The sequence below is a fragment of the Olivibacter ginsenosidimutans genome, from assembly GCF_039542865.1.
GTDB lineage: Bacteria > Bacteroidota > Bacteroidia > Sphingobacteriales > Sphingobacteriaceae > Olivibacter > Olivibacter ginsenosidimutans.
Genome location: NZ_BAABIQ010000003.1, coordinates 252,894 through 277,872 on the forward strand (window position 1 = coordinate 252,894; position 24,979 = coordinate 277,872).

The 24,979-nt window shown below is 42.1% G+C and carries 14 protein-coding genes and 1 tRNA gene; 13 read left to right on the forward strand and 2 right to left on the reverse strand.

All coding sequences use genetic code 11. The features are described from left to right. The first annotated feature begins 3 nt into the window (after positions 1–3). Both ABD930_RS02350 and ABD930_RS02355 read left to right on the forward strand, forming a co-directional pair. Complete coding sequence (locus tag ABD930_RS02350; protein WP_345230082.1) at positions 4–903, forward strand: helix-hairpin-helix domain-containing protein; 900 nt, start codon at positions 4–6, stop codon at positions 901–903. After that, complete coding sequence (locus tag ABD930_RS02355) at positions 896–1,423, forward strand: adenine phosphoribosyltransferase (RefSeq protein WP_345230296.1); 528 nt, start codon at positions 896–898, stop codon at positions 1,421–1,423. The genes ABD930_RS02350 and ABD930_RS02355 overlap by 8 nt, the downstream gene beginning before the upstream one ends. A 3-nt stretch (positions 1,424–1,426) precedes the next feature. Here ABD930_RS02355 and ABD930_RS02360 read toward each other — a convergent pair whose 3' ends face one another. Beyond that, a complete protein-coding gene (locus tag ABD930_RS02360) occupies positions 1,427–2,329 on the reverse strand; it encodes a DUF6263 family protein (RefSeq protein WP_345230083.1) in 903 nt (300 codons plus the stop codon). A 961-nt stretch (positions 2,330–3,290) separates the two neighbouring features. On the opposite strand from ABD930_RS02360, the gene ABD930_RS02365 reads away from it, so the two are divergent. The 11 genes from ABD930_RS02365 (at position 3,291) to ABD930_RS02415 (ending at position 24,718) form a co-directional block, all read left to right on the forward strand. Next, positions 3,291–4,463, forward strand: coding sequence for an acyl-CoA dehydrogenase family protein (locus ABD930_RS02365; protein ID WP_425571089.1), 1,173 nt, complete (start codon positions 3,291–3,293; stop codon positions 4,461–4,463). Between the two features lie 149 nt (positions 4,464–4,612). After that, positions 4,613–6,163, forward strand: coding sequence for a malate:quinone oxidoreductase (locus ABD930_RS02370; RefSeq protein ID WP_425571093.1), 1,551 nt, complete (start codon positions 4,613–4,615; stop codon positions 6,161–6,163). 184 nt (positions 6,164–6,347) lie between these two features. Further along, complete coding sequence (locus ABD930_RS02375) at positions 6,348–7,532, forward strand: ROK family transcriptional regulator (protein ID WP_345230084.1); 1,185 nt, start codon at positions 6,348–6,350, stop codon at positions 7,530–7,532. 360 nt (positions 7,533–7,892) lie between these two features. Then, positions 7,893–8,015, forward strand: coding sequence for a hypothetical protein (locus ABD930_RS02380; RefSeq protein WP_345230085.1), 123 nt, complete (start codon positions 7,893–7,895; stop codon positions 8,013–8,015). A 143-nt stretch (positions 8,016–8,158) separates the two neighbouring features. Then, complete coding sequence (locus ABD930_RS02385; RefSeq protein ID WP_345230086.1) at positions 8,159–11,275, forward strand: SusC/RagA family TonB-linked outer membrane protein; 3,117 nt, start codon at positions 8,159–8,161, stop codon at positions 11,273–11,275. A 23-nt stretch (positions 11,276–11,298) separates the two neighbouring features. Next, complete coding sequence (locus ABD930_RS02390) at positions 11,299–12,843, forward strand: RagB/SusD family nutrient uptake outer membrane protein (protein ID WP_345230087.1); 1,545 nt, start codon at positions 11,299–11,301, stop codon at positions 12,841–12,843. A gap of 21 nt (positions 12,844–12,864) precedes the next feature. Then, complete coding sequence (locus ABD930_RS02395; protein ID WP_345230088.1) at positions 12,865–16,254, forward strand: glycosyl hydrolase; 3,390 nt, start codon at positions 12,865–12,867, stop codon at positions 16,252–16,254. Between the two features lie 69 nt (positions 16,255–16,323). Continuing rightward, positions 16,324–17,196 (forward strand): glycerophosphodiester phosphodiesterase family protein, encoded by an 873-nt coding sequence (locus ABD930_RS02400; protein ID WP_345230089.1) that lies wholly within the window; start codon positions 16,324–16,326, stop codon positions 17,194–17,196. An 88-nt stretch (positions 17,197–17,284) separates the two neighbouring features. After that, positions 17,285–18,781, forward strand: a complete 1,497-nt coding sequence (locus ABD930_RS02405) for a glycosyl hydrolase family 39 (RefSeq protein WP_345230090.1) — start codon at positions 17,285–17,287, stop codon at positions 18,779–18,781. A gap of 11 nt (positions 18,782–18,792) precedes the next feature. Next, entirely contained in the window at positions 18,793–21,828 is a 3,036-nt protein-coding gene (locus tag ABD930_RS02410) for a glycosyl hydrolase (RefSeq protein WP_345230091.1), read from the forward strand. A gap of 58 nt (positions 21,829–21,886) precedes the next feature. Further along, positions 21,887–24,718, forward strand: a complete 2,832-nt coding sequence (locus ABD930_RS02415; protein ID WP_345230092.1) for a glycosyl hydrolase — start codon at positions 21,887–21,889, stop codon at positions 24,716–24,718. A gap of 77 nt (positions 24,719–24,795) precedes the next feature. On the opposite strand, the gene ABD930_RS02420 is transcribed toward ABD930_RS02415, so the two are convergent. Continuing rightward, positions 24,796–24,869: transfer RNA gene (locus tag ABD930_RS02420), tRNA-Ala, on the reverse strand. Positions 24,870–24,979: the final 110 nt, after the last annotated feature.

The following is a 24,979-nucleotide window of genomic DNA, read 5'->3' on the forward strand; positions in this document are numbered from 1 at the left end:
GCCATGTGGTATCGCTTACGTAAATATTTTGGTTTTAGCCGGAGAGAACTAAACGGTATATCGGTTCTATTGGTTTTAATGCTTTTTGTCTGGCTTTTGCCGCCTATTTACGGCTATTTAGATAAGCCTGATCCAATTGTTTTTGAAAGATTAGTTGCCGATGAAAAGTTGATGCACACATCTCCCAGCTATTTTTCTTTCAACCCAAATGGCTTGTCTGAAACGGATTGGATAAGTTTGGGACTTACGAGCCAGCAGATCAAGAATATCAAGAATTATGAACGTAAGGGTGGGCGATTTTATAAAAAAGAAGATTTCAAAAAGTTGTATACCATTTCCGCTACCGACTATGAACGGCTAGCACCGTTTATCGTTATTCCTCAAGAACAAAAAGAGCGGAAGCAATTTAATAAGTCAATACAGCCGCTGGATACGATACACGTTTCAAAACCTCGGCAGAGCATGGTGGAACGATCATCCAGACCTGCAAAATCGATTCTGGTCATTGATCTGAATGTTGCGGATAGTGCGGCCTTAACGGAACTGCCCGGCATTGGCCCTGTGTTCGCTTCCCGTATAATACGCTATCGAAAATTATTAGGTGGTTTTTACAAAACAGCGCAGCTACTAGAGGTATACGGGATGGATTCGGTGCGGTATCAGGCTTTTTTGCCCCACATCCAATTGGTTGAACCAACGGTAGCAATGCTTAACCTTAATACAGCTACTATTGAACAATTAGGTAAACATCCCTATATTGGTTTCAAGTATGCAAAACGAATTGTTGGATACCGTTTACAACATGGACATTTTAAACAGCTGGAAGATTTATTGCAGATCGTGTTGATTGATGAAGATTATTTGCGTAAAATCGCCCCATATTTAACCCTCCATGATGATTGAACACTTACTTAAGACGGCTGTACGAGACATCGTAGATTTTCCTAAACCAGGTATTATTTTTAAAGATATCACCCCAATCTTAAAAGATCCATCGCTTTGTGACGCTATACTCGATGCATTCATGATCCGTTTACAAGATCTATCCATTGATGTCGTTGCAGGTATTGAAAGCAGAGGTTTTTTATTTGGGTTAATGTTAGCAAATAAGCTCGGTGTTCCCTTTGTCCCCATTCGAAAACAGGGAAAGCTACCTGCACAAACCATTCAGCAATCCTATGCATTGGAATATGGGTATGCGACTATGGAGATACATGCTGATGCATTTGAACCCGGAAGTCGAGTATTGATTCATGATGATCTCTTAGCCACCGGAGGAACAGTGGCTGCGGCTAGTGAATTGGTGAAAAAATTAAAGGGCACGATAGCTGGATATTGTTTTATCATTAGTCTGGATTTTTTAAATGGGAAAGAACAATTATTGCCCTATAGTGAGCAACTTATTTCCCTGATCGGCTATTGATATTTATCGTTTTTTGCCGGTAGTGGTAATATCGGATATAATAGTCATTGGAATTTTAAACCCTTGAGCGGATAGGTTTCCATTAATTTCCTGATGGAGGCTTCCAGAAGAAACTAAGCCACTTTGGATATCTGTTTGAAGTTCGCCAGTTTGCTTACCTGTTAAATTAAATTCCATGTTATTTGTTACTTCATTTGAAGCCAAGGGGGATAATTTAATATCAGATCGGACCTGAATATGTGCTTGGTCATTAACGATGTTATTTAAGGTATAGGTGCTTTGTAAAGACATATCCATCATGCCTCCGGTGGGCATAGAAACGTTTTTTTGCCAGGATTCTCCAACACGTATCTTTTTATTTGGATAAATATTTAATGATGCGTCCATCATATGGATAAAAGCAGAATCGCTAAATTGTTGTGCCAACACCTGTTGAGTGGCTGCGTCACTACCGATGCTGTCTATGATGGCGCGTAAGCCTTCTACTTTCGTCACTTTGCCTTCCGGACTAATATACACATCAAAGCTTTTTCCCATCATTTTTCCCAATTTATTTAAGGGATTGTTCTCGTCATTTACATGCTTTGAATCGTAATCTAGTGTCTTTTGTGGCAATTCCATATGCATCGCCAATCGTTGGTAGGTTGTTTTAATATGCAAACCCTGTTGATTGTTTTCTAAAATATCATAGAGGTATTCTACTTCGATATCTTGATTTATGGTCATCGCATTACCCATCATTTCTTGCTGTACCTTTTGTTTGGTATGCATATTAAATTGATATTTTTCTCCTTGCTGAAGATTCAATTTGAAAAAAATAGATTGCTGCGCTTGGCTGTCAATTGGAGAAATGGATAAAAGTATGGGGCCAACTAAGCACAGGAAATGGAACAGAAGTCTTTTCATATGGTGGAATCTACCTGCATGATAAAATGGATATGCACATAACAGCTTTCACCTAGGAAATATCGTTTAGGCAAAACTATCTGATACACTTTTATAAAAAACGAAGATAAGTATTTCCGTTAAAGAAAAAAGCTAAATTTATACTGAAAACCATTTTGTTATGATGAGCTTGTTTAAACTTTTATTTGCATAGAAAAAGAAGGTTTGTTTTAGATAATATTTTTTAATGATGTGATACTTTTTTATTCGTTTAGTGTTTGTTTTTATTGGCACTCATGCTGCTTCGCGGTCCGCAAAAAGTATCCAAAACCGACCGAAGGGAGTTCATGAACACTTTTTAAAGTGGACAAGTGGTGAATAAACTCATCGCTTGGAACTTTGCTACAAGGGTAGTGCATCAACCTGCAACAGCAAATTTCATCCGTAAATAATTTTTCCCATCGGCTGGATGGAGCTTACCATGTTATAAAATTTACATTTTCTTATGTGATTAAATGAAATTTTAAACATGGACGGTTCCTAGGCGATATTTTAGCAGAACGGAGATTCCCTGCCAAGCAGGTAGCAAGCATAATATGGATGTAAGCTATAGGGAAAAGTGTTAGGTTGGTACGTCCGGTTTAAAGTACTTACTGTTGGCCTTCGGATTCATTCGCCTCCAAAATTTACATCTTGTAGTGGGAGGCACCGGCGTTGCTGTAAATTTTGAAGCGAAGAGTTTTTTTGCTTCCTTTTTTTGCGGAAAAAAAAAGGAAGGCCCTGTCGCGGCAAGCGACGGAAAGGTATGGAGCGCCAGGTAAGTCAGCTATAATAACACAAAGTTTATGAATATAAACCTTCTTTTACTATCAGCAAGCATGTTCAAAATAACTTTAAACAACTTCGATATAAATATGGTTTTTATATTCTTTTTTAAGATATAATTTGGCTATTATTGTATAGAACCATATTATAGATTACCATGTCAATTGATCAAGAAATATTTTATGCTGATTCCGAAGATCGGATCTTAATGAGGGAAATGGTACGCAATTTTGCTCGGCAGCACATACAGCCCTATATAATGGATTGGGATGAGCAACAGTTTTTTCCGAAAGAATTGTTTAAACAGCTGGGCGAATTAGGATTAATGGGGGTATTGGTTCCGCAAACGTATGGAGGTGCGGGTTTAGGTTATCAGGAATATGTGGATATCATTGTTGAAATTGCGCGCATTTGCGGAGGCATAGGACTTTCATTCGCTGCGCATAATTCGCTTTGCACGGGCCATATATTGGCTTTCGGTAATGAGGAGCAAAAAGCGAAGTATCTACCTAAATTGGCCAGTGGAGAATGGATTGGCGCATGGGCTTTGACGGAAGCCAATACGGGTTCGGATGCATTAGGAATGAACACCACAGCCGTAAAAACAGGAAGGTCTTACGTTATCAACGGCACAAAAAACTGGATTACCCATGGTAAGAGTGGTGATTTAGCCATCGTTATGGCTCGTACAGGAAATAAACATGAATCTGCTGGGGTGTCTGCATTTATTATAGAAAAGAGTGCGGTGGGCTTTTCTGCTGGCAAAAAAGAAAATAAACTGGGCATGCGTGCTTCAGAAACTACTGAACTCATACTAGATCAAGTGGAAGTGCCTCAAGCCAATTTGTTGGGAAAGGAAGGAGAGGGGTTTAAGCAAGCGATGTATGTATTGGATGGGGGAAGGATTTCTATCGGAGCATTGGCTCTAGGTATCGCGAAGGGAGCCTTAGACGCCGCAATAAAATATAGCAAAGAAAGACATCAATTTGGGCAGCCGATTGCCAACTTTCAAGGTATTTCCTTCAAGATAGCCGATATGGCAACGGAAGTAGAGGCCGCAGAACTATTGATTAGACGAGCTTCTGATTTAAAAAATAAAGGTCTGCCCGTAACGAAGGTTTCAGCTATGGCTAAATATTATGCCTCAGAAGTAGCTGTTCGCGTAGCCACAGACGCGTTACAGATTTTTGGTGGATATGGATATACCAAAGATTTTCCGGTAGAGAAATTTTATCGTGATGCTAAATTATGCACCATTGGGGAGGGGACATCAGAAATACAAAAGATGGTGATATCCAGAGAAGTATTAAAGGAAGGCCGGACGAGCTAGGCGATCTACCTTTTTACATTTTGTTTAAATCGATAAGTTTTTGGCATAAAAGAATAAATCACTGCTTTTGGTAGATATTATTTGTATTTTATATGTCAATAATTCTTTTCTTTTAATCATTTTTTTAGAGAAAATCATTTCGTGGTGTTATTTTTGCAAACTCACAGATTGAAATGACTAAAAGTAACAAAAACACCACTCAGGAAAGGGATGCTGTTTTAATAGGTGCGGGAATAATGAGCGCCACCTTGGGCATCATGTTAAACCAGCTATTGCCAAATGCGAGCATAGAAGTTTTTGAACGCTTAGACGAGGTTGCCGCGGAAAGTTCTGATGCATGGAATAATGCTGGTACTGGCCATTCGGCCTTATGCGAGTTAAATTATACCCCTCAGTTACCGGATGGTTCAGTGGCTATTGATAAAGCGATCAGTATAGCTGAACAATTTGAAGTTTCAAAGGAATTTTGGGCACACTTGGTGGAAGAAGGGGTGCTTAAAGATCCGTCACAGTTCATTCGCAGCGTTCCACATATGAGTTTTGTTTGGGGGGATGAAAATGTGAGCTACTTAAGAAAGCGGTATGAGGCTATGCAGCAGCACCATCTTTTTAAAGGTATGGAGTATTCGGAAGATCATGCCTTGCTTCAGCAATGGATTCCACTCGTGATGGAAGGTCGAGCTTCTGGACAGCCTGTTGCAGCTACTAAAATGGATATTGGTACTGATGTGAATTTTGGCGCTTTAAGTCGTTGTTTGTTTGATTTTTTGCGGAAACAACCTCATTTCAAGTTAAGGTTGGCCCATGAAGTGCGTGATCTGGAACGCTTGCCAGACGGAAGATGGAAAATAGAAGTACGGAACAGCACCACGAAGCACAAGCGCACCCTAATTGCGAAATTTGTGTTTATAGGTGCAGGAGGAGGAGCATTGCCGTTGCTCGAAAAATCAGATATTAAGGAAGGAAAAGGATTTGGAGGCTTTCCGGTGAGTGGGCAGTGGTTGCGTTGTGTAAATCCGGATGTGATCGCAAAACACGAAGCAAAGGTTTACGGAAAAGCTGCCGTGGGTTCACCGCCCATGTCTGTCCCGCATCTTGATACACGAATAATAGATGGCAAAAAAGCACTATTATTTGGCCCTTATGCTGGTTTTTCTACGAAATTTTTAAAAAATGGCTCTTGGCTGGATTTACCAGCATCCATAAAAATAAATAATATCCGACCCATGTTGGCTGCAGGCTTGGATAACTTGAAATTAACCAAATATTTAATCGATCAGGTGCGTCAATCGCCGGATGATCGTATTGATGCCTTAAAGGAATATGTACCAATGGCGAATAAAGCCGATTGGGAGCTCGAAATTGCTGGACAGCGCGTACAAGTGATTAAGAAGGACCCCGTACACGGAGGAATTTTGGAATTCGGTACAGAGGTGGTCAGTAGCGCAGATGGGTCATTATCAGCCCTTTTAGGTGCTTCTCCAGGGGCGTCAACCTCCGTTTCCATTATGCTTAAATTATTGCAGAAATGTTTTCCCGATCAGGTGAAAACTGAAAAATGGGAAAGGAAGTTTAAAGAAATGATTCCTTCTTATGGACGGTCTCTTGCAAAGGACGCAAAATTGGCAGGTGAAACCCGTAAGAAAAGCAGCGAAGTGCTTGGGCTTCATCAGTTAGTTGAAGAAAGTATTGTTCATTAATGAACAAAGCTGTTCGTTAACGGACAGTTGGCGTATTTCTTTCATTGTGGTTCTTATTCATTTATAGCAGATTGTGTTTTTGGCAAGGCGATTGAATGATAAGCACTGATTGCAATAAGTAAATTTGCAAAGTAGCTTATTTATTGCTTATTTTAGGTTGTCATTTACATAAATCTAACCAACGTTGACTGCTAAGTTTTTAAAACAACAGTATTTAAGAAAAGCCATCTTAAAGCAATTATATTATCAAGGACCTTTGTCACTTGCCGATGTTTGTGCCCATACTCATAAAAGTTTACCGGTCGTATCTTCTGCGATAAACGCCTTATTGGAAGAAGGATATATTAAAGAACACGGTTTGGCCCCTTCAACCGGAGGAAGACGCCCGATAACGTATCTTCTAAATAAAGAAAAGCGGACCTGCATTTTAGTTGCAGCGGTAGACCAATTGGAAGTTCGAATAGGAGCATACAACTTGCTGAATGAGCTGATTGTCCCCGTAAATTCTTTTCCATTGGATCTAGCCGATAGTCGAACGGCTATTGATCATTTGGTCGGTTTCTTGCAACAAGCCATACAAATTGCGCAGTTGTCTAAGGAAGAAATTCTGGGTATCGGTATTGCTATGCCAGGAGTATATAACGTGAAGGAAGGGATAAATCACACCTTTTTTCCGGATATTGCCAATTTGCCCAACCATTTAAGTGAGTTATTGGCTATACCCGTTTATATCGATAATGACTCTCGTGCCATAGCTATGGCGGAACTTAAATTTGGTGCTGCGAAAGGGTATAAGGATGTTATGATCGTCAATATCGGCTGGGGAATTGGCCTTGGAATGATTGTAGATGGCATGCTATTTAGCGGCCATAATGGATATGCCGGTGAATTCAGCCATATTCCGTTGGCGAATAGTAATAACCTTTGTTCCTGCGGTAAAAGAGGGTGTCTAGAGGTTGATGCTTCTTTGTTGGTTTTAGTAGACAAGGCCCATAGGGAGATGTCTTTCGGAGCGAAGTCTAAACTAGAACAGTTGTTTAAAGATGAATCTGCTTTAGCAGGAGAACACTTGCTTGCTGCGGCAAGGAGTGGAGATCCACTTGCAATCTCTTTATTAGCGGAAGGTGGTTTTATGATTGGAAAAGGCTTGGCTACGCTGATTCATATTATGAACCCAGAGCGCATCGTTCTTAGTGGGCGAGGGGCATCTGCTGGGAAAATTTGGCTTGCCCCGGTTCATCAAGCTATTAATGAATTTTGTATTCCCCGATTGGCAGAACAAACCTCCATTACCGTTTCCAATACCTCACAAGAAATACAATTATTAGGTGCGGCCACCGTGGTGGTTGAAAACACAAACTTTACATAAGCCGAAGACATTGCAACAGCGTGAGCTCTCCGCTCACAACGCATTAATATGCGCGCTTTGGGTGCAATAACATCTCCTATTTATACACGAGTTAGCTTTTTTTTCTCTTGTGTTAAATTAAAATTTATTTAAAATTATTTTTAAATAAATTTTACTACACTAATGTACTCAAATTTTCGCTCCGATTTTACGTTTTTTTACCCATATATAAGTGATTATCCGCGCTAATCGTCCTTTTTCGCGATTGATTTTGTGTTAAATCTGTTTAATAAAAAATTTAAATAGGTTTAATAATGTGTTAAACTGTATTTAATATTGTTAAAATATATTTGTTTTTGTTTAAAAATACCATGACAGTACATGACGGGCATTACCAATCTAGCGCTTACTTTTATCCTATCCAATTCGTTGATTGACCGATATAAACTAACAAATAATGGCAAAACGTATAAAGAAATTCTGATGTATATGGGCATACAGTAGATTTACTGAATGTTCTGGATAACCGGATGGTCATAAACAAATGATCTGATGGAAGCAAAAGCAAGCGCTCCTTCAACGAAGAAAAGTATAAAAGTAAAAGTCTAGGCAACCTTCATTGTTATTAAAAAAACAAACATTTTAAAATGAAAAAAAGAATCAACCAATTTGTGCGACAAGGCAGCTTTTTTCATCTCTTGTTCGTCGGAATGCTATTGAGTAGTTTATCGGTGTTTTCCCAGGAAACTACTGGTGTCTTAAAAGGAAAAGTCAGCGATCAATCGGGACCTTTATCTGAAGCTTCGATTATGATTTCAGGGACGTCAATCGGTGTGAAAACTGACGCCAAGGGAAACTATTCCCTTCGTGCTGCTCCAGGAGTTTATACCATCATAGCCAGTTATGTAGGATATGAGCGATCAGTGCATCCCAATATCAAAATAACAGCAGGAGGAGTACAGGAGCTGGATATCTTATTGAATGGAAGTGTGCAGTTAAAAGAGGTGGAAGTGGCTTATGGCAAGCAACGTAAACGGGATGTTACGGGCTCTATAGCAGAGGTTAGTGCTACCGCTTTACAAGATATGCCGGTAGGACAATTTGCGCAACAATTACAGGGAAAAGTTGCCGGGGTACAGATTTCGCAAAGCAGTGGGCAACCCGGTAGAGGTATGGCCTTTCGCATTAGAGGTGCGGCTTCTTTATTTTCTGGAAACCAGCCCTTATTTGTGATCGATGGTATGCCGATTACGGGGAGTATCAATAATATTAATCCATCGGAAATAGAAACATTTACCGTTTTGAAGGATGCCTCTGCTACGGCGCTATACGGTTCTAGGGCAGCTAATGGCGTCATCCTCATTACGACGAAGCACGCTAAGTCGGGCGAATCCAGTATTACGTTTAACGGAAGCTATGGCGTGCAGAAAATCCCCATGAATAAGGTGCCTCGTATGATGACAGCCCGCGAGTTTGCGCAGTTTATGAAAGATCGCTATGAAGATCAGGTAAAATATGAAAACTTTACAGGAACATTAGATCCTGTTTATCAACATCCGGAACAGTATGGTGATGGGACGAATTGGTTTGATGTGCTGACCCGAACAGCACCTACCCAGAATTATGATCTTTCCATTATTTCTGGGGGCGAAAAATCTTCTTCTGCTGTAATGGCCGGTTATCAGGAACAACAAGGAGTTATCATTAATAATGGTACGCGACTTTTTTCCTTGCGTCTGAATCAGGAACTCCGGTTGGGCGAACGTAACCAATTGAGAATGGGGTTTAACGTAGCGCCAAGCTATCGCATTGACCATAATAACCGATTAAGTACCGACGGTGTTGGAGGCTTGTTTCAAAAAGCGATCGAAGCTAGCCCGATTACCCCGCCAGTAAACCCTGATGGTAGTCTGCCGCTTAATGTAAATACACCGGGAATGGTTACCGATCTCAATCCTTATGCGCAATTCACCCAAATTAAAGATGATTATAAAACGACTCGTATTTTAGGCAATGCATTTTTGGATTATGATTTTATAGAGGGGCTGACCTTACACACCAATTTAGGCATCGATAAAGGTGCTGAAACGCGGAATTATTTTGTACCCTCTACGGCTATCATGTCTGGTATTGCTTCAGGAACCAGCAGTTCGGTGGATAATTATTCCTGGACAGCAGAGGCTAATTTACAATATACCAAAACGTTTTTTAATGATCATCATATTGAGGCGCTGATTGGTTATTCTGTACAGAAATTCGATCAGGAAAGCAATACACTTACAGGGATAAATTTTCCTAGTGATGATGTAGAATGGCTTAGCGCGGCTACCGAAATTAGCGGCGGTAGCAGTAATGCTACGCAGTATTCCTTGCTCTCGGCGATTGCGCGCTTAAACTATAATTATAAGGGGAAATACCTATTATCAGGAGCGGTTAGACGGGATGGTTCTTCTCGTTTTGGCATAAATGAGAAATATGGTTATTTCCCATCGATATCAGCAGGATGGGTCATCAGTGATGAGCGGTTTATGGAGCGCTTTGGTGCCATTGATTTACTGAAGCTTCGGATGAGCTATGGTATTACCGGTAATAATGATTTCGCAAATTATGTACATATCGCCACATTAGGCCAGTATGATTATGTGCTGAATGGTGGTTTGGTTCCCGGAAATACGATTGGAAATTTAGGAAATTCCGACTTACGGTGGGAACGGAATAAGCAATTTGACATTGGGTTAGATTTAACGGTATTAAACAATCGAATCGCTTTTACCTACGATTATTATCATAAAATAACTGATGGTATGATCCAAGATAGGCCTCTGCCCCAGGCGTCTGGTTTTTCCAATATAAAATATAATATCGGTGTTTTCGAATTTTGGGGTCACGAATTTGGCGTCAATACAACGAACTTAACCGGTGGGCAACTGGAATGGACGTCAAGTTTTAATATTTCCTTTGATCGAAACCTTATCAAATCCTTGGTAAGTCCTGGGTTTATCCGTCGTAATAATACGGTGACTTCCGACTATTTTCGCAATCAGGAAGGGCATCATTTAGGTGAGTTTTATGGATTTGTTTACGAAGGCCTTTATCAAGATGAGGCCGATTTGGCGAATTCTGCCCATTATGTATCGGGCAACAATTACTCTGCCGTTGGTACGCTAAAAATGCGGGATATTTCTGGTCCGGATGGCGTGCCAGACGGCGTAGTGGACGATAATTATGATCGTACCTTTATTGGTGACCCCACACCCGATTTTTTGTTTGGCTTTACCAATAATTTCCGCTATAAAAAATTTGATTTAAGCATTTCTATTGCCGGTTCTGTTGGTGGCAAATTATTGAATGCGGTGAAATGGGCTTATTTAACCAATATGGATGGCTCCCGAAATCTCATAGCAGCGGCGTCAGACCATTGGCGTTCGGAAGAAAATCCGGGCTCAGGAATTTACCCACGTACGTTAAGCAATACAACGGCTATCGGTCGGTCGGTTAATACCCAATGGGTAGAAAATGGTTCTTACTTAACCGTGAAAAATATTTCTTTAGGTTATACCGTTCCGCTTAAGAATAAGCTCTTATTAAAGAACTTAAGGGTTTATGCTTCGGTTCAGCAAGCTTTTGTGATCACAGGCTATTCCGGTATGAGTCCGGAGATCAATTTAAATAGTTTAGACGCAACCAATGGTATCGGTGTTGATGAGAATGCTTATCCAATACCCCGTACATTCGCCATAGGGATTAATACTTCATTCAAATAATAGAACATTATAAGAATAAAACCATGAAAAAGATATATTATCTGTTTTGTCTATCGTGCTTCATTTTGGCATCTTGCAAAGAAAGCTTTATCGATTTGTCGCCTGAGGACACCCAATCGGGGAATACCTTTTATCAAACCGAAGATCAATTTAGGCAAGCACTAGCTGCTGCCTATCAACCGCTACGTGATTTAATGACAAACGATTATTTTACGGCGGAAATGCGGACAGACAATACCCATTACCAGTATAATGACGTAGACCGGGGTACAGCCAATCAATACCGAGAGAATATTGCCAATTTCACTGATCCAACGAATGATTCGTATACCAATGCGGTTTATTTCCATTGTTATAAAGGGATTTCAAGAGCTAATATTGTGATTGAACGGCTACCATTGGCCAATATTGATGAAGCAGCACGTAAAGACATTGACGGGCAGGCTAAATTTTTACGGGCTTTTAATTATTTTCGATTAGTACGTTATTTTGGTGATGTTCCGCTGTACCTAAAAGAAACTAAAGTAGCTGAGGATGCTTTTTTGCCACGTTCGCCAGCGGCTGAAGTGTATAATCAGATCATTGCCGATGCATCTGCTGCGATAGAAGAACTGGCAGTACCAGCAGGTTTTCCGCAAAGTGGTGCCGCAACAAAGGGATCAGCAACGCTATTGCTAGCTGAAGTTTATGTCACACAAAAACGCTATAGTGAAGCCGAAACCTTATTGAAAACCCTGCCTGAAATGGGCTATCAATTGCTGGCTAATTATGCTGATGTTTTTTCTACAGCTAACAAGAATAGTCGGGAGTCTATATTTGAAGTACAATATCGGGAAGGTGCCCAAGGTGGACAGCAGAGTAATTTCATTTACCAGTTCTTGCCAAGAAGTACCAATACGGAAATGATAACAGGTGTTGCTACGAACAATACGGGTACTGGCGGCTGGAATACACCAACAGATGATATGATTGCCGCATACGAATCAGGCGATAAACGATTGGATGCGTCTATCGGTATTGCTGAAGGGACCTATAATGCAAGTAATGTGTTCACAATATCTGCAAACAAAAGTGTTGTAGATTATACCCCAGCCGAAGGAAAAATAGGTGTACCCTATATTAAAAAATACCTTAATCCGCATACAACGGCGAACAATACAGATGATAACTGGCCAGTTTATCGTTATGCTGATGCCTTGTTGTTGCTGGCAGAAACTTTGAATGCACAAGGTAAAGCGCAAGAGGCATTGACGTATCTCAATCAAGTAAGGGATCGTGCTTTTGGTGCTGGTAAGGCAGCTATTCAGGAAACGGATCCAGAACGACTGAAGACGATTATTCTCCATGAACGCCGGGTAGAGTTGGCTTTTGAGAACCACCGATGGTTTGATTTATTACGATCTGGAAAAACCATTGAAATCCTATCGGCCTTTGGCGAAGTGATGAAGCAAAAGTATTCGTATTTGCCGCCAACGTCGTTTCAGGTCACAGCATTCCGCTTGCTTTATCCTATTCCGCAGTCTGAAAGAGAATTGAACCCTGAATTAACACAGAATCCAGGATATTAGCCGGAAGATTTAGATTCAATAATGGATATAAAGCGTTTAATTCTCCTTTATCTATTGTCGGTATATGGGCTATGCGGACAACAATTCGTGTATGCACAATCGCCTTCTTTTGCCGATTTGACTCAAGGTTTTCATGAACCTCCGGAAGAGGCTAAGCCTTGGGTGTACTGGTACTGGATGCGTTCTGCCGTAACTCGGGAAGGGATTAAGGCTGATCTCGAAGCCATGAAAGCCCAGGGCATAGGAGGTGCATATTTAATGACCGTTCGGGGAACGGCTGATCCTCCTTACATTAGCCCGCCTATTGTGCCGCTTTCCACAGAATGGTGGGAAATGGTTCGCTTTGCTATCGCAGAAGCAGCGCGCGTTGGTATAAAATTAGCGATGACATCTTGCGATGGTTGGGCGCTTGCGGGAGGCCCTTGGATTACCCCCGAATGGTCTATGCAACGTGTGGTATGGACAAAAACAGAGGTTAACGAAGGAGATGTTGATGTTGTATTAAGCACTCCGAAAGCATACCAGAACTATTACCGGGATATCGCAGTATATGCCTACCCTTCACCGGTACAAGGAGAAGAGGCCTTACAGGCAATTCCGAAAATTACCAGCAGTACGGGAGTAGACGTACAATATTTAGCCGAGACAGAAAACCAAAAGGATTTTACGAGTAAAACGAACTGCTGGATTCAGTTTGCCTTTGAACAGCCTTTCTCTGCCCGATCACTGGTTATCCGAGCAAATAAAAATTATCAGGCCATGCGTCTGGTGTTAGCTGTAAGCAACGATGGAAAACACTTTAAGTCAATAGGCAGACTAGAGGCACCTCGGCACGGTTGGCAAGATATGGATGAACCGATGACATATAGTATTGGGCAGATAAAGGCCCGTTATTTTCGCTTACTTTTTGATAAAACGGGTTCTGAACCCGGTTCTGAAGAACTGGACTATGCTAAATGGGCACCTGAGTTGAGTGTGCGGGGAATTACATTTTCTGCTGAACCAAAAATTCACCAGTTTGAAGGAAAAAGTGGGGCGGTTTGGCGGGTGAGCAAACGTACAACGGAAGAACAGTTGCCTGATCGTCTATGTGTACCTCGTAATCATTTATTGAATATTTCAAAATATGTAACGGTCGATGGTCGCCTTCACTGGAAAGTTCCGCCGGGAAAATGGACCATATTGCGAATGGGGCATACCTCAACTGGCCATCAAAACGCTGCTGCTGGTGGTGCTACAGGACTGGAGTGTGATAAATTTAATCCAGAAGCGGCTAGGGTACAGTTTAACGGATGGTTTGCAAAAGCGTTGGCACAAAATAGCGAGATGCAGTTAAGGCAAATCATACGTATGTTTCATGTGGATAGCTGGGAGTGCGGTAGTCAAAACTGGTCGACTGTGTTTGCTGCCGAGTTTAGAAAAAGGCGTGGCTACGATATTTTGGATTACTTACCTGTTATGGCCGGCGTACCCATTCAAAGTGCCGACTCGTCAGAACGCGTGTTGAGCGACATTCGCCAAACCATATCGGAGCTGGTCACAGATAATTTTTTCGGTACCTTAAGCAAACTTGCACACGAAAAAGACTGTAGCTTCAGTGCTGAGGCAACGGCACCAACCATGGTTAGTGATGGTATGCTGTATTTTGATCAAGTAGACATTCCCATGGGCGAATTTTGGTATCGCAGCCCTACGCACGATAAGCCCAATGATATTTTGGACGCTGTATCAGGCGGCCATGTTTACGGTAAAAATATTATCCAGGCCGAAGCATTTACAGAACTTCGTTTGCTATGGGACGAACACCCCGCCATGTTGAAAACATTAACGGATAGAAGTTTTGCAATGGGCATTAACCGTTATGTAATGCATGTCAATACACATAATCCATGGATGGATCGTAAACCCGGGATGACATTGGATGGCATTGGTGTATATTTTCAGCGGGATCAAACATGGTGGAAACCCGGACGGGCGTGTATAGATTATATCCGGCGTTGTCAGTTTATGCTTCAGCAAGGGAGACCGGTTGTCGATGTTGCGGTATTTACCGGTGAAGAAACACCAAGACGTGCAGTCTTGCCCGAAAAATTGGTCAATATACTTCCCGGTATCGTGGGGCAGCAACGGGTGGAGCAGGAAAAAGAACGGCTCAACAATGAGGGGATTCCGTTACGGACGATCAGTGAGGGATTTCCCGCCTCAGCTAATATGGCCTATCCAGAAAATTGGATAGATCCGTTAAGAGGTTATGCCTACGATTCGTTTAATCCCGATGTACTATTGCGCTTAGCCAAGGTAAACAATGGTCGGATTGAACTTCCTGATGGTGCCAGCTATGGTGTACTCGTTGTTCCTGGAACACAATCGTTGTCGCCTGATGGAATAATGTCTGTAAAAATTGCCGAAAAGCTGCTGGAGCTCGCTAAATCGGGAGCCACAATCATTCTCGGCGAGTTACCGCAGCAAATAACTGGCTTACAAGACAACGCTAGTCGCCTTAAGCAAATAATCAGAGAATTGGCCACTACATCGGGCTTAAAGGTGTTTTCTGGCGTTTATCAAGATCGTAATTTTAATCAGTTAAACATGCAACGTGACATTATTTGTACCGATCAAAAAGGTCGTGCGGCTACGGGTATTGCCTGGACACATCGTGCAAGTACCGATTATGATATTTATTTTGTTGCAAATCAACAGGAAGAACAACGTATCGTAAATCTATCCTTACGCGTGTCGGAGGGTTCACCACAATTATGGGATCCCTTAACGGCTACCATTCGTGATGCAGGTACTTGGAAACGAGTAGGTGGGCGCACGGTATTGCCTTTACAATTGGACGCTCACGGTTCTCTGTTTGTAGTGGTAAAACATGATGATGACCATATTGCCCAAAAAAATACGAATTGGCCAATCGCCAAATTGCTAATGGATTTAACCAAACCTTGGAAAATTACTTTTGATCCAGCCTATGGCGGTCCAGCACAACCTGTGGTATTGAATACCCTACAGGATTGGCGTACACATGCCGATTCGGCAATTAAGTACTATTCGGGGACTGCCTTGTATACACAGCAGTTTGACTGGAAAAATAATACGGCATCGGATAATATATGGTTGGATGTAGGAAGGGTGGCTAATTTAGCCGAAGTATACGTTAACGGCGTGAATTGCGGGGTGGCGTGGACGGCACCTTATCGGGTAAATATCAGCAAAGCGTTGAAGCCGGGGCAAAATGAAGTCAAGATTGCGGTGACCAATACCTGGGCTAACCGATTGATAGGCGATGCTGATTTACCAGAAGCTAAAAGATTCACCTGGACGATTAAATCGCCAGTGGATATGAAAAACAGAAAACTACTGCCAGCGGGTTTATTTGGGCCCGTTAGCATCATAAATCTACAATACTAAGGAGGTACCTCCTGTTGCTTCACGGTATTGTGAGGATATGGTTAAAACACAAGAATATCCAAACGAAAAATGAAAAGAACACATCATAAAAGCGTGTTAAGTGTATTGGTCATATTATCACCAATAATCGTTTTTGCACAACATGGATTTGATAAACAAGCGCATCGTGGAGGTAGGGGATTTATGCCCGAAAATACAATAGTAGCGATGAAAAATGCCTTAGATTGGGATTGCACCTTAGAAATGGACCTGTATATAACCAAAGATAAACAATTGGTTGTATCCCATGATCCCTATATTTCTTCCGTTTTTGGTCTCGATACGAATGGCCATGCGTTAACCAAAGCGGAAGAAAAGAGACTCCGGTTGGAAAACTTAACTTATGTGCAGGTGGCAAAATACGATATTGGAATGAAACCGCATCCTGAATTTCCAGAGCAGAAAAAAATATCTGCCATTATACCGCGATTTGCAGAACTTATTGATACAACAGAATGGTATGCTAAAAAAAAGCATTTAAGATCTCCGCAATATAATATTCAAGCGGGCCCTGCCTATACGATAACAGATTCTTTTCGTACTGATTTTGTCAAAAAAATGATGGATATCATCTTGGCTAAAGGTATCGCTAAGCGTGCTATATTTCAGGCATTTGATGTTGGTATGCTCGAAACGGTACACCGTGACTATCCTGGTAAAATAAAGGTTGCTTATCTCGTTGGCGCTTCGCAGAAAGATCTGAAAGCTAATCTTAAAAAACTCTCCTTCCAGCCGGATATCTATAGCCCCGATTATACTCTGGTAAACAAAGCGCTTGTGGAAGCATGCCATAAGATGAAAATGAAAGTTATACCTTGGACAGTAAATAGCAAGGAAGAGATTGACCGACTGAAGAAAATGGGCGTAGATGGTATTATTTCCGATTATCCTAACCTCTTATAATGGTCGTTAAAATCAAACACAGCCTATGGTTAAGAGATGACGTTGAATCAGGAACTTATCTTATGGTATAACCTTAAAACAATAAATTATGAAAGAAATCAGTATGTGCAAACGTGTAGAAAAACAAATGCTGGGATGGATCGCTATTGTCGTTGCTACCTTAAATGTAGTTTGGGCGCAAGAGCGTTCAGTTACCGTTCAATGGAATCAGAAAACAAGCCTATCCAAGACCACGCCTACTTTACAAGTGGTCTATAACCCGATGTTGAAAAAAGGTTCGCCTATACATGAGGGTACTTTTCAGGCTTTGCAAGCGATGGGAGCCGATTATGTACGTTTTGTGCCTTGGTTTCCTTATCCGCAAGTAGCCGTTGCGGAACTGAAAGCACCTACGGCAACGGAAACTTTTTGGGACTTCAGTCGCATTGACCCCATTGTGAAAGACGTTATGGAGGCGCAGAGAGGACATTCTGTTGTGATGAATTTCAGTACCATACCCGTATGGATGTTTAAAACTAAAGAGAAGGTTGTCTATCCTAGTAATCCAGACGAACCTTTTTGGGCATATAATCAAGGAACGGAATTACGGGATACTACCTTGAAAGAAGTGGCCGATTACTATGTGCGCCTATTCAGCTGGTATACCAAAGGAGGTTTTACTGATGAGCTCGGCAAATTTCATAGATCTGGCTTACATTATGATTTTCCTTATTGGGAAGTGCTGAATGAACCCGATTTGGAACATCGTATGACACCACAATATTATACTAAAATTTACGACGCAGTGGTCACGGCGTTAAAAAAAATAGCACCGGCAACCAAATTTGTAGGCATCTCGGTAGCTCACGAAACCAATCCCGAATGGTTTGAATATTTTCTGAATCCTAAAAACCATCAAGCAGATGTGCCTTTAGAAGGTGTTTCGTATCATTTTTACGGTCGACCGGCTCCAGATAAAATTGAGTTGGATTATTACCAATATAGCTTTTTTGATCAGGCAAATGCTTTCTTAGATCGTGTTCGGTATATCGAAAATATACGCAAACGATTGGCGCCACAGACTTTTACACAAATCAATGAAATAGGCAATATTCTTACAGGTCATGATCATCAAGAGTCCATTCCGCACGAATACTGGAATTTAGCAGGTGCCATGTATGCCTATCTTTATTTGGAATTGACCAAAATTGGGATTGATGTAGCTGGCGAATCGCAGCTAGTGGGATATCCCACTCAATTCCCCGATGTGAGTATGATGAATTGGACCAATGCCAAACCTAATGCACGTTATTGGGTATTGAAGTTGGTTAAAGATCATTTCGGACCGGGGGATCAATTGGTTACTACCCGTAGTACTGTTCCGGAAGTGTCTGCACAAGGCTTTATAACAGCCAAAGCAAAAAAGCTTCTGCTGATTAATCAACGTAACAAGCCGGTTGATTTAAAAATCGCCAGCCTGCCACAGGGCGCAATGCTCTATCAAGTCGATACATCAACGGGTGATAATCCACCATCGACAATGCATTTATCAGCTACTCAAGTCAGTTTGAAACCTTTTTCAGTTAGCGTAGTGGTTTGGCCATAGGAGAGGATACTATGAATCGTAGAAAATTTATTCAAACAGGAACCGTCGTAAGCGCCCATTTAACGTTAACAGCCCAAACGAATCCTTGGTGGGGGACCTTGGTAAGCGAACCATTTGAGACCGGAAAGGAGGAGCTATTAAGTGGCTTTATGAACCCACAGGATGCCTATAAATCTTCTTGCTATTGGTGGTGGTTTAACGGCTTGGTGGATGAGGAAGGTATCACCCGTGATCTGGAAGAATTTAGGGAAAAAGGAATGGGGGCGGTACTTTTAGTAAATTCTGCCGGAGGGTTGGGAGGTGTGCCATTCCCGCAAGGGGCCAAATTTCTTTCCGATGAATGGAAAGTCTTATATCGGCATGCCATGAAAGAAGCTAAAAGACTAGATATCGCGGTTGGGATCAATTTGAGTTCCGGTTGGTGTATGGGAGGACCGTGGGTTGATCCAAAACATGCTGGACGCTGGTATTTGCAAAGTACGCTTCGCGTAAAAGGTCCACAAAAGTTCTCCGCTAAGTTACCTTTACCTGGAAGTGCAGACGGTTATGATCATGTGTTCAATCCGCCAGGTTTTAAAGAATACCTCCATTTGCCACTGGAACAGTTGGATTATCAGGACACATCGGTTGTCGCCTTACTGACACCGGACGGTGAGCAATATAGGATTAATGGCAGGAGGGGCGACATCCTCACAGCTAAGGCAAACCGTAAGGATGCGAGTAATTTTGCGTTGGCTACGGATATCATGATTCCGACACGAGAAGCATGGAAAATTGAGCCGGGAGACCAGGCGATACCGCTAGAGCAGGTAATAGATTTAAGCCCCTACCTATCCGCCGATGGCGTTTTAAAATGGGAAGTGCCTCCGGGCAATTGGACGATAGTCCGTACTGGGCATCGGATGACCGGCTCACGATTGATGATCGCCCAGCCAGAAGCTGACGGTTTGTCGATCGACTGGTTTGACCGAGCAGGAGTTGACCTCCAATTTGAAAATTTAGGAAAAATCTTTTTGGAGGAGGCTGCAAAAGTGGGTGCAAAGCCCGTTTACTTCTGTGATGACAGCTTTGAAGATGGCTTCCCTAACTGGACAGGCAAGATTCTCGAAAAGTTTAGGCACTATAGAGGTTACGACGCTAAGCCCTATTTACCAGTATTGTCGGGTTTTATGATCGGCAGTGCCGAAATATCGGATCGTTTTCTCAATGATTATCGAAAAACGATTGCTGATTGTATGGCAGATGAGCATTATGGCCATTTCGCCAACTTATGCCATCAACATGGTTTATTGGTGCAGAACGAGGCTGCGGGTCCCAGTCGCTCAGGGACTATTTGCCTTGATGGCCTAAAGAACCTTGGGCGTAGTGATTTTCCTATGGGCGAGTTTTGGTTAGGCCCTAATCATGAAGACCAGTCGACCTTGACGGATGATAAATCCTACGGTATTTCTCGTCTAGACAAAGGGCAGAACAAGGTGACGAAGATGACCGCTTCAGCCGCTCATATTTACGGGCGGCAAACGGCTTCTGCGGAAGCCTTCACCACGATGCGGCACTGGTTGGATTATCCCGGCTCGCTAAAACAGGCACTGGATAGGGCTTATTGTGAAGGGATTAACCGTATTGCCATCCATACTTCTACAGCCACTCGTCCAAAAGATGGAAAGCCCGGTTATGAATATGGTGCCGGCACCCATTTTAATCCCAATGTAACGTGGTGGGAAAAATCAGCATCCTTCTTTTCCTATATTGCTCGTTGTCAGTATTTATTACAGTCTGGAAAATTTGTGGCCGATGTGCTGTATTATAACGGTGACCTTGCACCGAACTTGGTGGAACAAAAGCATATCGATCCAGCGCTTGGCAAAGGTTACGATTACGATGTTTGCAATGAGGAAGTATTGTTAACGCGTTTATCGGTTAAGGATGGGTGGATCGTATTACCCGATGGCATGCGCTATCGGCTATTGGTGTTACCCGACGATAAGCGGATGCCGTTGGCTGTGGCAAAAAAAATAAAAGCATTAGTGGCTGATGGGGCCACCGTTATTGGGCAGGCTCCTGAACGTGATACGGGCTTATTTCATTATCCGACCTGTGATGAGGCAATACAAGCCATCGGCGCGGAAGTTTGGGGAGCAGTGGATGGAAAACAGATGACACGCCGAAGCTATGGTAAGGGGCGTATAATTTATGGTGAAAGCATTCGGGAGGTGTTGCAACAAGATGGGGTAATGCCAGATGTGGAATATCAAGGTACAGATGTATGGTTGGATTATATTCATCGAACAACAGCAGCAGCCGAGATTTATTTCCTAACCAATCGAAAAAATCAGCAGGCACAAGTTGAAGTACTATTCCGTGTGCAAGACTGTAACCCAGAATTATGGGATCCGGTGAGCGGACAGCTCGCGCAACCATCATTTAAAAAAAGGGCAGCTAGGACAGCGATACCCTTTGTGTTGGAAGCTTTTCAGTCGATTTTTGTAGTCTTTCCTAAGGTCAACAACCGGGCAAAACTAAGTGGTAAGGCCTGGCTGTGGCAAGGTAGGGAAAGATTATCAACCTTAACGTCCATTAATGGTCCTTGGCAAGTTGCCTTTGATCCCGCTTGGGGAGGACCTAAGCATATCGTGTTTGATACCTTAATCGATTGGAGTAAACATGCAGATAAAGGAATTAAATATTATTCGGGTAAAGCAAGTTACGTAGCGGAATTTGATTTGAAAGTACGGAAAACGAACGAAACCTTATTATTGGACTTAGGTGTCGTAAAAAATATAGCACAGGTTTGGGTAAACGGAAAAGACTTAGGCGTCATTTGGACGGCGCCTTGGCAGGTAGATATTAGTACCGTGGTAAGATCAGGACGAAATGAATTAGCGATTGAAGTGATCAATCAGTGGCCCAATCGTTTAATTGGCGATGCTGCTTTACCTAAGGAGCAGCGCCTGACCAATACCAATATTGTTTTTAAACCAGATGATCCGCTATTGCCTTCAGGTTTATTGGGTCCTGTGGTCATTAAGTACGGTGCGATATCGTAGAAATGCAACGCGTAATACTAAAAAAAAGAATGTCAATCGAATTGATCAGAAATTTATTATGGATAGAAGAACATTTGTAAAAGCCAGCTCTATGCTTTCTTTGGGATTTTGTGTTCCTGTTTCATGGCAATTTGGCAAATATCCCAAATCATTAGCCGTACAACAATTGTATGCACAATTCAAACATCCTCCACATATGGCGAAACCCTTTGTGCGTTGGTGGTGGAATGGACTACGTTTAACGGAAAAAGAGCTTGTACGGGAATTGGACCTGTTGAAAGATAAAGGTATTGGCGGAGTGGAAATCAATTCGATAGCCTTTCCGGAGGAAAATGACGCTCATGGATACCCCTCTTGTGCATGGCTGAGTGATGAATGGCTGAATTTGCTCCATACAACCTTACGAGCAGCCAAAGAGCGGGAGATAACTTGTGACATTATCGTAGGTTCGGGCTGGCCTTTCGGAGGAACTTTTTTAGAGCGGGACGAACAGATACAATTGCTGACTGTTGGTACCAAAAAATTGAAGGGGCCAGGCCAATATACTATAAAGCAAAGCGAACTCTTAGCAGAAATGGAAGCCTTGGTTACCTATAAAAAAGGTATAAAAGAACTATTTTGCCTCCGTCTTGCTCCAGCTGAACTAGAAACGTTTCAAGCCGGTACAGATTTGAACAGTAAGCTTAACGAAGAAGTAATAACCCTTGATTTGCCTACTGGTGAGCATGTACTGTATTACTTGGTAAAACTAACGGGCTATACCGCTGTCACCCATGGTGCTCCAGGGGCATCAGGTCCGGTTTTGAATCACTATAATCAAGCTGCCGTAAGAAAATATTTGAATAACATGTCTGATGCCCTGACATCCAAGATTGGTCGGATGGGTGACCATTTTAGATCGGTATTTATCGACAGCTTAGAATTGCGTGGATCGAACTGGTGCGATGATCTATTAACAGCGTTTAAACAACGAAGAGGATACGATTTGGAACCCTATTTACCGTATATTTTATTCAAGATTAATCGGGCAAGTACCTATAATGGCGGTCAAATAATAGAAGATGATACGGTTACCCGCTTTTCCGCATCGGCAAAAGAAGAGATCAACCGTGTTCGTTATGACTTTGAAATAACACGGTTAGAGCTTTTTCATGAGCGCTTCTTGTCGACTTTTACAGCGTGGTGTCGGGAGAACGGTGTGCAATCTAGGGTTCAAGCTTATGGCCGTGAATATTATCCATTGCAATCTAGCATGTCTGTTGATATTCCTGAATGTGAAACATGGCTTAACCCCGATGTGGGCACCGATTTGCAACCGAATAGTTTTTCGAAAGGCAGAGGATATCGACCGGTTAACAAATTTGTTTCATCGGCAGCGCGCTTAACCGGAAAAAAGATCGTGAGCTGCGAAGAAATCACTAATACAGCCCACGTTTTTAACGCCACCTTAGAAGAAATTAAGGTGACGGGCGATCAGAGTAATCTTTCGGGAGTTACGCATTCCATATTACACGGATTTAATTACAGTCCGCCAGATATTCCTTTTCCAGGTTGGGTACGTTATGGTACATTTTTTAACGAAAGGAATCCGTGGTGGCCCTATTTGAGAACCTGGATAGATTACAAAGCAAGATTATCGGCTGTTTTTCAGCAGGCAGCATTGCAGGCAAACATAGCCATCCTTTTCCCCATGGCAGATATGTGGTCGACGTTTGGTTTACAATATCAGCAATGGCCGCAAATTGTTTATCCGCCTTATGCATTTAATTTATGGGAGGCTATTCATCAGCATGGTGGAGGATGTGACTATATTGATGAACAGATTTTACAACAAAGCCGGTTTTTAAATCGTAACATGTCTTATGGTGATCGACATTATCAGGTATTGCTCATGCCTGAAGTAGAAACGATCATGCCCGAAAGTGTTGAATGTCTGAGACGATTTGCGGCAGTAGGAGGAACAATCCTCTTTATTGGCAAAAAGCCACGTCAATCGCCAGGAAGACACCAACATTCGGCACAGGATAAGCAGGTGGTGACAGCAATGGAAGCGTTACAAACTAATTTTCCAAAAAATGTTAACAAATGCCCTGCACCGCAGGAAGATATTTTGGCTTGGTATAGGGAAGTGCACACGAACTATCGATTGCCTTCTTACATTGAATTTGATTCGCCCGTGGCACATGTCAGCCAAATTTATTATAAAACTGCGGATGCAGATATTTTTTTTATCAGCAACTACCATTTAGAACAAGCGCATGTTTGTACAGCTACCTTTAACGTACAGCATAAAGTTGCTTGGCTTTGGGATCCAGAGACCGGTAATCGGTACAAGTATCCGGTAAGCAATCAGCGTCTCAGAATTGATCTTGATCCCGCTGAATCAAAATTGTTTGTATTTACGGATGCTGATCAAGAGGGAGAATCTTATGCGATAAAGAAAGCCTCTATTGCTGTTCCGTATCCGATCACGGGGCCTTGGCAGCTAACCTTGCAGAAAGTAGACGGATCCACAAAAAGCATGGAACTAAAGCAGCTGATTGATTTTAAGGATGATCAGGAATTGCAGTCTTTTGCGGGGATGATATGGTATGAAAAAGAGCTGGAAATTAAAGAAGTAAAGACGTACAACTATTTCGATTTAGGAAAAATACGAGGTATCTCTGAAGTTGAGCTCAATGGTATACCTTTAGGGTGCAAGTGGCACGGTCAGCATCGATATGATCTTAACGGTTCGCTGAAAATAGGTAAGAATACGATCAAGATAAAAATTACAACGGTTTTAGGAAACTATGCCAAGTCGCTCCAAGATAATCCTGTTACTAGGCGTTGGACAACCAAACAGCCATTGTTTTCCATGGGACTTGTTGGGCCCGTTCAATTGGTTTGATCGCTGTTAGTGGAGTTGGGATGTTATAAAAGATAAAAAGCCTCTTAGAAGAGGCTTCGTAACTTGCCAATAGGTTGTGGAGATTACCGGAGTCGAACCGGTGACCTCTTGCATGCCATGCAAGCGCTCTAGCCAGCTGAGCTAAACCCCCATTTTCAAATGTGCTGGCAAACTTAGATAAACTTTTGTTGATATGCAAATGGTGAAATAAAAAAAAACAATGCGTAAAAACGGTTGTTTTTAAACGGAATATATTTAAGA

Bases quoted from the DNA above. Each gene is read 5' to 3' on its own strand.
- ABD930_RS02350 (WP_345230082.1), top strand. From the start codon at position 4: ATGTGGTATCGCTTACGTAAATATTTTGGTTTTAGCCGGAGAGAACTA.
- ABD930_RS02355 (WP_345230296.1), top strand. From the start codon at position 896: ATGATTGAACACTTACTTAAGACGGCTGTACGAGACATCGTAGATTTT.
- ABD930_RS02360 (WP_345230083.1), bottom strand. From the start codon at position 2,329: ATGAAAAGACTTCTGTTCCATTTCCTGTGCTTAGTTGGCCCCATACTT.
- ABD930_RS02365 (WP_425571089.1), top strand. From the start codon at position 3,291: ATGTCAATTGATCAAGAAATATTTTATGCTGATTCCGAAGATCGGATC.
- ABD930_RS02380 (WP_345230085.1), top strand. From the start codon at position 7,893: ATGACGGGCATTACCAATCTAGCGCTTACTTTTATCCTATCCAATTCG.
- ABD930_RS02385 (WP_345230086.1), top strand. From the start codon at position 8,159: ATGAAAAAAAGAATCAACCAATTTGTGCGACAAGGCAGCTTTTTTCAT.
- ABD930_RS02390 (WP_345230087.1), top strand. From the start codon at position 11,299: ATGAAAAAGATATATTATCTGTTTTGTCTATCGTGCTTCATTTTGGCA.
- ABD930_RS02395 (WP_345230088.1), top strand. From the start codon at position 12,865: ATGGATATAAAGCGTTTAATTCTCCTTTATCTATTGTCGGTATATGGG.
- ABD930_RS02400 (WP_345230089.1), top strand. From the start codon at position 16,324: ATGAAAAGAACACATCATAAAAGCGTGTTAAGTGTATTGGTCATATTA.
- ABD930_RS02405 (WP_345230090.1), top strand. From the start codon at position 17,285: ATGAAAGAAATCAGTATGTGCAAACGTGTAGAAAAACAAATGCTGGGA.
- ABD930_RS02410 (WP_345230091.1), top strand. From the start codon at position 18,793: ATGAATCGTAGAAAATTTATTCAAACAGGAACCGTCGTAAGCGCCCAT.
- ABD930_RS02415 (WP_345230092.1), top strand. From the start codon at position 21,887: ATGGATAGAAGAACATTTGTAAAAGCCAGCTCTATGCTTTCTTTGGGA.